Origin of the sequence: Zavarzinia sp., from assembly GCF_049306435.1 — a bacterium.
Classification (GTDB): Bacteria; Pseudomonadota; Alphaproteobacteria; order Zavarziniales; family Zavarziniaceae; genus Zavarzinia.
On sequence record NZ_JBAQRT010000142.1, the window covers coordinates 1 to 8,888 of the forward strand.

General features: G+C 68.6%; 9 protein-coding genes. All 9 read left to right on the top strand.

Going from position 1 to position 8,888, the window contains the following annotated elements; all coding sequences use genetic code 11:
- The coding region (locus tag WAZ62_RS07700; protein ID WP_422642935.1) for an OmpA family protein at positions 1-368 on the top strand (368 nt) is incomplete at its 5' end.
- Positions 369-414: 46 nt separating this feature from the next.
- Positions 415-1,539, top strand: coding sequence for a flagellar motor protein MotA (locus WAZ62_RS07705; RefSeq protein ID WP_422642936.1), 1,125 nt, complete (start codon positions 415-417; stop codon positions 1,537-1,539).
- Positions 1,539-2,573 (top strand): peptidoglycan -binding protein, encoded by a 1,035-nt coding sequence (locus tag WAZ62_RS07710; RefSeq protein ID WP_422642937.1) that lies wholly within the window; start codon positions 1,539-1,541, stop codon positions 2,571-2,573. The genes WAZ62_RS07705 and WAZ62_RS07710 overlap by 1 nt, the downstream gene beginning before the upstream one ends.
- A gap of 76 nt (positions 2,574-2,649) precedes the next feature.
- On the top strand, positions 2,650-3,630 hold the full coding sequence (locus WAZ62_RS07715; protein ID WP_422642938.1) for an ABC transporter substrate-binding protein: 981 nt from the start codon (positions 2,650-2,652) through the stop codon (positions 3,628-3,630).
- Positions 3,627-4,367 (top strand): ABC transporter ATP-binding protein, encoded by a 741-nt coding sequence (locus WAZ62_RS07720; RefSeq protein WP_422642939.1) that lies wholly within the window; start codon positions 3,627-3,629, stop codon positions 4,365-4,367. The genes WAZ62_RS07715 and WAZ62_RS07720 overlap by 4 nt, the downstream gene beginning before the upstream one ends.
- Positions 4,368-4,503: 136 nt before the next feature.
- The gene (locus WAZ62_RS07725) at positions 4,504-5,298 is read left to right on the top strand and encodes an ABC transporter permease (RefSeq protein ID WP_422642940.1); all 795 of its coding nucleotides are present in this window, start codon (positions 4,504-4,506) and stop codon (positions 5,296-5,298) included.
- A 6-nt stretch (positions 5,299-5,304) separates the two neighbouring features.
- Positions 5,305-6,552: an esterase-like activity of phytase family protein gene (locus tag WAZ62_RS07730; RefSeq protein WP_422642941.1), complete on the top strand. Its 1,248-nt coding sequence runs from the start codon at positions 5,305-5,307 to the stop codon at positions 6,550-6,552.
- Positions 6,553-6,564: 12 nt separating this feature from the next.
- A complete protein-coding gene (locus WAZ62_RS07735; RefSeq protein WP_422642942.1) occupies positions 6,565-7,365 on the top strand; it encodes a crotonase/enoyl-CoA hydratase family protein in 801 nt (266 codons plus the stop codon).
- 71 nt (positions 7,366-7,436) lie between these two features.
- The coding region (locus tag WAZ62_RS07740; RefSeq protein WP_422642943.1) for a cation-translocating P-type ATPase at positions 7,437-8,888 on the top strand (1,452 nt) is incomplete at its 3' end.

Consider the following 8,888-nt stretch of genomic DNA (forward strand, 5'->3'; position numbering starts at 1 on the left):
TCGCTCCCGTCGCCCCGGCTTCGCCGGACAGGGCCGGCACCGGCGGTCTGCCCAGCGTTGCCAAGCCCGTGGGCAGCATTCCCTTCGCCACCAGCAGCGACGTGCTGGACGATGCCGCCCGCGCGGCGCTCGATGGCGCGGCGACCCGGCTGCAGTCGCCCGAGGGCCGGGTCCTGCTGCGCGGCTTCGCCAGCGGCACCAATGACACCGCGACCGGCGCGCGCCGGCTGGCCCGCCAGCGTGTTCTCGCTGTCCGCACCTATCTGATCGAACACGGCGTAGCCGCCAGCCGCATCGACATGCGGGCCGTCGGCATGGCCGACGACGCGCCGGTGGCCGATGGGGTCGATATCGCCATCATGCCCTGATCGCGTCGGTGGTTGGCCGATCCCGGCTTAACAGGGACAAGGACCGATGAAACCTGATCGCTATCTGTTGCGCATGACGCTGTTCCTGCTGGCCATCGCCGTTCTGGTGATCGTGCTGCTGGGCCGGGCGATCAGTTTCTTCATGACCAATGTGCCGCTGAACGCGGTGATCATTTCGGTTCTTCTGCTCGGCATCGTCTACATGCTGCGTCAGGTCCTGCTGCTGCGCCCCGAGGGCCAGTGGTTCGAGCGTCTGGTGCGCCAGGATCCCAACCTGGCGACCGCGCCGCCGCCCGATCTTCTGGGCCCCATCGCCGCGACCATGACGGAAAAGCGCAGCATCCGCTGGCAGCTGGGCCCGACCGCGACCCGCGCCCTGGTCGACGGCCTCGCCTCGCGGCTGGACGAGAAGCGGGAAATCGGCCGCTATCTCGTCTCGGTGCTGATCTTCCTCGGCCTGCTCGGCACCTTCTGGGGTTTGCTGTCGACGGTGTCGGCCATTGGTGACGCCATCCGCAACCTGAACATCGCCGGCGGCGGCGATTTCACGGCGATGTTCGGCGAGTTGAAGCGCGGCCTCGAAGCCCCGCTGCAGGGCATGGGCACCTCTTTCTCGTCGTCGCTCTTCGGCCTGTCGGGCTCGCTCATCCTCGGCTTTCTCGAACTTCAGGCCAGCCAGGCGCAAGGCCGCTTCCTCGGCGAGGTCGAGGATTACCTGACCGCCAACACCCGCCTCGGCGGCACCGGCATGGAAGGCGAGACCGGCGGCGGCGTGCCGGCCTATGTCGCGGCCCTGCTGGAAACCACGGCGGAAAGCCTCGACCGCCTGCAACGGACCATGGCCCATGCCGAGGAAAACCGCGCGACCGCCAATGACGCCCTGCTGAACCTGACCGAGCGCCTGGCCACCCTGGCGACCCAGATGCGGGCCGAGCAGGAATTGATGGTGCGCATCGCCGAGGCGCAGATGGAGCTGAAACCGGCCCTGTCCCGCATCGCCCAGATGCAGGGCGCGACCGCGCTCGACGACGCCAGCCGGGCGCATTTGCGTAATATCGATGCCGGCATCACCCGCGTCGCCGAAGGCCAGCGCGCCGGGCTGGACGAAGTGGCGGCGCAGGTGAAGATCCTGACCCGCACCATCGCGGCGATCGACGCGGGCGAGCGCTGATGGCGTCGCGCAGCCGCCGCTTCCGCGACCGGGGCGGGCCGGACATCTGGCCCGGCTTCGTCGACGCGCTGACCACGCTGCTGCTGGCGATCAGCTTCCTGCTGTCGGTCTTCATGCTGGCGCAATTCTTCCTCGGCCAGGCGCTGTCCGGCCGGGACGAGGCGCTGGCCCGGCTGAACAGCCAGATCGCCGACCTGACCGATCTTCTGGCGCTGGAGCGCCAGGCCAATGCCGAACTGCGCCTGTCCGTCTCCAGCCTGTCGTCCGGTGTCGAAAGCGCGACGAAGGAGAGGGACCAGCTGCGCGACCAGCTGGCGGCCCAGGGCGACAAGGCGACCGGCCTCGAAGCGCAGGCAAGCCAGCTTTCGGCCGAACTCGACCGCGAGAAGGCGCTGAGCGCCGATGCCCAGGCCCAGGTCGATCTCCTCAACCGCCAGATCGCGGAATTGCGCCAGCAGCTGACGGAAATCGCCGCCCTGCTCGACCAGTCGGACGTGAAGGACCGGGAATCCCAGGCGGTGATCGCCGATCTCGGCCGGCGCCTCAATCTCGCCCTCGCCAGCAAGGTCGAGGAATTGGCCCGCTACCGTTCCGAATTCTTCGGCCGCCTGCGCGAGGTTCTGGGCGAGCGCCAGGACGTTCGCATCGTCGGCGACCGTTTCGTCTTCCAGTCGGAAGTGCTCTTCGCCTCCGGCTCGGCCGAGATCGGCCCCGGCGGGCAGGAGACGCTGGCGCGTTTCGCCGCGACCCTGAAGGAGATCATGGCGCAGATCCCGACCGAGCTGCCCTGGATCCTGCGGGTCGACGGCCATACCGATGTAACCCCGATCATCAATTCGCCGCTCTATCCGTCGAACTGGGAATTGTCGACCGGCCGCGCCGTCGCCGTCGCCAAATTCCTGATCGCGCAGGGCATCCCGCCCGAGCGGGTGGCCGCCACCGGTTTCGGCGAATTCCAGCCGCTCGATACAAGCGGCGGTCCCGAGTCCCTCGCCCGCAACCGCCGGATCGAGCTGAAACTGACCGAGCGCTGACCGCCGCCCGCCATCAGGCCTTGCCAGCCGTCCCTCGCGGCTTATCCTGCTTCCCCGGTTCCCTTGGAGGTTGGCGATGATCAGGCGGCTCGCGGCACTTGTTCTGGGTCTCGTTGCGGCGGCGACCCCCGCCCTCGGGCGGGACAAGGTGGTTTTCGGCACCAACTGGCTGGCCCAGGCCGAACATGGCGGCTTCTACCAGGCGGTCGCCGACGGCACCTACGCGAAATACGGCCTCGATGTCGAGATCCGCATGGGCGGCCCGCAGGTGAATCATGCCCTGCTGCTGGCCGCCGGCAAGATCGATTTCAACATGGGCGGCGAGAGTTACGGCGCCCTGAACTATGTCGAGAACGACATCCCCGTGCGCGCTATCGCCTCCATCTTCCAGAAGGAGCCCCGGGTGATGATCGCGCACCCGGACACGGGCGTCACCGACCTGAAATCCCTGAAAGGCCGGCCGATCCTTCTGTCCAAGGATGCGCTGCAGACCTTCTGGCTGTGGATGAAGCGCACGCAAGGCCTGACCGACGACCAGATCCGGCCCTATAATTTCTCGGCCGCGCCCTTCCTCGCCGACAAGAAAATGATCATGCAGGGTTACCTCTCGTCCGAGCCCTATACGGTGGCGCAGGCGGGGATCAAGCCTGTCGTGCTGCTGCTGGCCGATTACGGCGACAACACCTATTCGACGACGATCGAGGCGCGGCAGGACCTGCTGGACAAGAACCCGGACCTCGTCCAGCGCTTCGTCGACGCCACCATCATCGGCTGGAAGAATTACCTGCATGGGGATCCGGCGGCCGGCAACGCCCTGATCAAGGCGGCGAACCCCGAGATGACCGACGACCAGATCGCCTATGCCATCAAGGTGCTGAACGAACATGGCATCGCCGAATCGGGCGATGCCCTCACCCTCGGCATCGGCGCCATGACCGACGCGCGCTGGAAATCCTTCTTCGACGACACGGTCGCTGCCGGGATCTATCCCGCCACCCTCGACCTCAAGCGCGCCTATACGCTCGATTTCGTGAACAAGGGCGTCGGCCTGCATTGAGCCTCTTGCGCATCGAGGGGGTCGGCCATCGCTTCGCCAGCGGCACCACCGCCCTCGCGGGGGTCGACCTGACGCTGGAGCCCGGGGAGTTCCTGTCGATCCTCGGGCCTTCGGGCTGCGGCAAGTCCACCCTGCTCCGCCTCGTCATGGGCCTCGACCGGCCGACAGCGGGCCGCATCGACTGGAATGGCCCCCGTCCCCGCATCGGTGTCGTCTTCCAGGACGCGACCCTGATGCCCTGGGCCAGCGTGATCGACAATATCGCGCTGCCGCTTCGCCTCGCCGGCAGGGGCCGCGCCGAACGCCACGCCGCGGCACGCGAGGCGATCGCCCTCGTTGGCCTTGATGGTTTCGAGGCGGCGGTGCCGCGCGAATTGTCGGGCGGGATGCGGATGCGGGCCTCGATCGCCCGCGCCTTCGTCGGCGATCCTCAAATCCTGCTGATGGACGAACCCTTCGCCGCGCTTGACGAAATCACCCGTCTTCGCCTCGACGATGAATTGCGCGCGCTGTGCCGGCGCAAAAACCTCGCCGTCATTTTCGTCACCCACAGCGTGTTCGAGAGCGTCTATCTCTCCGATCGGATCGCGGTCATGAGCGGACGGCCGGGCCATGTCGCCGACATCCGGGCGATCGCCCGCGAGGAAGGCGCCGCCTTCCGCGCCAGCCCCGCCTACGCTCGCCAATGCGCCGAAGCCTCCGCCAGCCTCGCCCGCGCGATGGAGCTTTCGGCGTGAGGCGGGCGGCGATCCTTTTACCATCCAACCCCGCGTCATCCCGGCGAAGGCCGGGATCTGGAGCCGGCAAGGGCGCCCCTCCGTCTCGAGGTTCCGGCCTTCGCCGGAACGACGAGAGTGTGGCGAGGCTCCCCACATGAAGCCCCTCGCCGCCCGTATCGCGCCGCTGCTGGTCGCCGTCCTCGTCCTGTCGGGCTGGGAACTCCTGGTCCGGGTCAACGACCTGCCGCCCTATATATTGCCGGCGCCGAGCGCGATCGGCGCCAGCCTGTGGCATGACCGGGCGATCCTCGCCCTCTCGCTCTATGTCACCCTGAAGATCACATTCGCCGCGCTGCTGACTTCGGCGATCGCCGGCCTCGGCCTTGCCGTCCTGTTCCGGCAGAGCCGCTGGATCGAGCGCAGTCTCTACCCTTACGCCGTCATCCTGCAGGTGACGCCCATCGTCGCCATCGCGCCGCTGATCCTCATCTATGTCGAGGACCCGTTCATGGTGATGCTGGTCTGCGCCACCATCGTCGCCTTCTTCCCGGTGCTGTCCAATGCCATGCTCGGCCTGCGCTCGGTCGATCGCGGGCTGGAGGATCTGTTCCGCCTGCAGGGCGCCTCGCGCTGGCAGGTCCTGTGGCTGCTGCAACTGCCGTCGGCGCTGCCCTATTACCTCGGGGGCCTGCGCATCGCCGGGGGGCTGGCCCTGATCGGGGCGGTGGTCGCCGAATTCGTCTCCTCGACCACGGCGGGCGGGGCGACCGGCCTTGCCTGGCGCATCATCGAGGCGGGGCAGCGCCTGAACGTGCCGCGCATGTTCGCGGCCCTCGCGCTGATCGCCGTCGCCGGCATCGCCATATTCGGCTTGCTCAGCCTCGCCAGCCGGCTGATCCTGCGGCGCTGGCACGACAGCGCGCGGAACGAAGAACAAGGGGAGAGCTGAGTCGCCATGGCCGCACGGCTGACTGAAATCCGCCGGATCTCTCTGCCCATCCGGCCCTTCGACCTCGGCAAGGTCCAGGTCGGCGAGACCGAACTGCGCCTGTCGCTTGGCATCGGCTCCGGCCTGTCGCGGCGCCCGGGCGATCCGCCCGGCCGGCTCTACGCCGTCACCGACCGGGGGCCGAACGTGCCTTGCGACGAGGCTACGGCGATCCTCGGCCGGGGCGCGGACGTGATGTGCGCCGGCGATGGCGAGGCGAAGATCTTCCTTCAGCCCGCGTTCCAGCCCTCCATCGTCGCCATCGAGATCGCCGCGACCCGGGTCCGCCTCGCCGCGCGCATCGGCCTGCATGATGCCGCCAGCGCCCCCCTGACCGGCCTGCCCAACCCGAGGGAAGAGGGCGAGGACGCGATCGAACAGGCTTTCGACGGGGCGGGCCTGCCGCTGCCGCCCGACCCCGGCGGCGTCGATACGGAATCCGTCGCGGCCGCGCCCGATGGCACCTTCTGGGTCGGCGAGGAATATGGCCCCAGTCTTATCCATGTCGGGGCCGACGGCGCGGTGATCGAGCGGATCGTGCCCAAGGGCACCGGCCGCCATTACCGCAAGGCGCCCTATCCGGTGCGCGAGCGCCTGCCCGAGGTTTTCGCGAAACGCCGGCTGAACCGGGGCTTCGAGGGCCTGACGATTTCACCCGATGGCCGCTTCCTGCATTTCATGACCCAGAGCGCCCTGGCCCATCCGGGACGGGAGGTCGCGCTGTGGTCCCGCAACATCCGCCTCGTCACTTTCGACGTGAAGAAGCGCGAGATCGAATGCTGCCATCTCTACCGGCTGGAGCGGCCCGCCGCCTTCCGCGCCGACCGCAACGCGGAGCGCCGCGACGTGAAGATCGGCGACATGACCTCGGTCAGTCCCTACGACCTCCTGGTGGTCGAGCGGGTGGAGAATGGCTCGAAGATCTTCCATGTCCGCCTGATGGCGGACGAGCGGCTGGACCCGGCCTGGCTCGACCTCGAGCGCCGCCCGACGCTCGAGGAAACCGATGGCCGGCACCTGCGCCGGCAGGAGGTGCCCGTGCTCTCGAAACGACTGATCCTCGATTCCGACAGGGAAGACGGCCTGCCGGCGAAGATCGAGGGCCTGTCCTGGTTCGACGAGCGCACCCTCGTCGTGATCGACGACGATGATTTCGGCATCAAGGGCGCCCGCAGCGCGATCCACATCCTGCGTTTCGACGGGCCGCTGATCTAGGGAAGAGACACGATGAGCGACGCAGTGCTGTGGCAGCAGGACGGCCATGTCCTCCGCCTCGTCATGAACCGGCCTGAGACGCGGAACGCCCTCGGCAGCGTCGAGGAGCTGGACCATTTCGTCGGCCTGCTGCGCCGGGCGCAGGCCGACCGGGGCTTGCGCGCCGTCATCCTGACCGGGGCGGGCCAGGCTTTCGCCGCCGGCGGCAACGTCAAGGACATGCGCGAGAAACACGGCCTGTTCGGCGGCAGCCCGCGCGAGATGCGCGATACCTACCGCCGCACGGTGCAGACCCTGGCGCAGGCCCTGCGCAATCTCGAAGTGCCGGTGATCGCGGCGGTGAACGGCCCCGCCATCGGCCAGGGCTGCGGCCTCGCCTGTCTCGCCGATATCCGCATCGCCGCCGCCTCGGCCAAATTCGCCGTCTCCTTCCTGAAGCTCGGCCTCGTGCCCGGCGACGGCGGCGCCTATATCCTGCCCCGGCTGATCGGCCAGGCGCGGGCCTCGCAGATGTTCTTCACCGGCGAGGTGATCGACGCGGGCACCGCGCTCGACTGGGGCCTCGTCTCGAAAGTGGTCGCCGACGATGTCCTGCAGGACGAGGCCATGGCCATGGCCCGGGCGATATCCGCCCAGCCGCCCGACGTGCTGCGCCTGACCAAGCGCCTGCTGCGCGAGGGTGAGCGGGCGCCCTACGAGACGGTGCTGGAATTGTCCGCCGCCTTCCAGGCCCTGGCCCAGCACACGGAAGATCATGGCGAGGCCATTTCGGCCTTCTTCGAAAAGCGACCCGGGGACTTCGCCGGGCGTTGACTTGATTCTGCGCAACCCCCACTGGCGAAAAGGCTGATAGGCTGGCCCCTTGAGGCTTGGAGGTTTTGCTTATGGTCGAGAACTGGCACGCGCGGCCCATTGCCGAGGTCTACCGGCATCTGGACAGCGGGCCGGACGGCCTCGGCCCCGAGGAGGCGGCCCGCCGGCTGACGGAACATGGCCCCAACAGCCTGGCCGCCGGCAAGAGCACCAGCCCGGTCCTGCGCTTCCTTGGCCAGTTCAACAACGCGCTGATCTATTTCCTGCTGGCCTCCGCGGTGGCCGCCGCCGCCATCGGCCATCTGGTCGATGCCGGCGTCATCATGGCGGTCACCGTGATCAACGCGGTGGTCGGTTTCCTGCAGGAAGGCAAGGCGGAAAAGGCCCTGGCCGCCATCGCCGCCATGGTCAGCCCGCGCGCCAATGTCCTGCGCGGCGGCACCCGCCAGGGCATCGCCGTCGCCGATCTGGTGCCCGGCGACATCGTGCTGATCGAAGCGGGCGACCGGGTGCCGGCCGACCTTCGCCTGACCAGGGCCAGCGCGCTGCTGGTCGACGAAGCGCTGTTGACCGGCGAATCCGTGGCTTCGGCCAAGTCCGAGCTGGCCGCCACCGAAGCAGCCTCCCTGGGCGAGCGGCATTCGATGGCCTTTTCCGGCACGATGGTCGCCGTCGGCCAGGGTCGGGGCATCGTCGTCGCCACCGGCAGCCGGACCGAGATCGGCCACATCAGCACGCTGATCGGCAAGGTCGAACCCCTGACCACCCCCCTGCTGCGCCAGATGGACAGTTTCGGCCGCCGTCTGACCATCGTCATCGGCCTGGTCTCCATCGCCCTGTTCGCCTTTGCCGTGCTCGTTCGGAGCTATCCGTGGAGCGACGCGCTGATCGCCGTCGTCGCCCTCGCGGTGGGCGTGATCCCCGAGGGGCTGCCGGCGGTGATGACCATCACCCTCGCCATCGGCGTGCAGCGCATGGCGAGGCGAAAGGCCGTCGTCCGCCGCCTGCCCGCTGTCGAGACCCTGGGCGCGACCTCGGTCATCTGCACCGACAAGACGGGCACGCTGACCCGCAATGAAATGACCGCCCGACAGGTCCTGACCTCGGCCGGCGGTCTCGTCGCCGAGGGGGCCGGTTATGCCCCCGAGGGCCGCCTGGTCAGCCCCGATGGCGTCGGGGCCGACGATATCCTGTCGCTGCTGCGGGCCGGCGTCCTGTGCAATGACGCCCATCTCCATCACGACGGCGCCGCCTGGCACGTCGAGGGCGATCCGATGGAAGGGGCGCTGATCGCCCTCGCCGGCAAGGCCGGCCTCGATATCGAAACCTTGCGCCGGGACTGGCCACGCGGCCGCGAGTTGCCCTTCGATGCCCGCTACCGCTTCATGGCGACGCTGCACGACGGTCCCTCGGGCGAGACCATGCTCTTCGTCAAGGGCGCGCCCGAGGCCCTGATCGAGCGCTGCGCGACCGAGGCGGGACCGGACGGCACGCCCCGGCCGATCGACCGCGCCGCCTGGCAC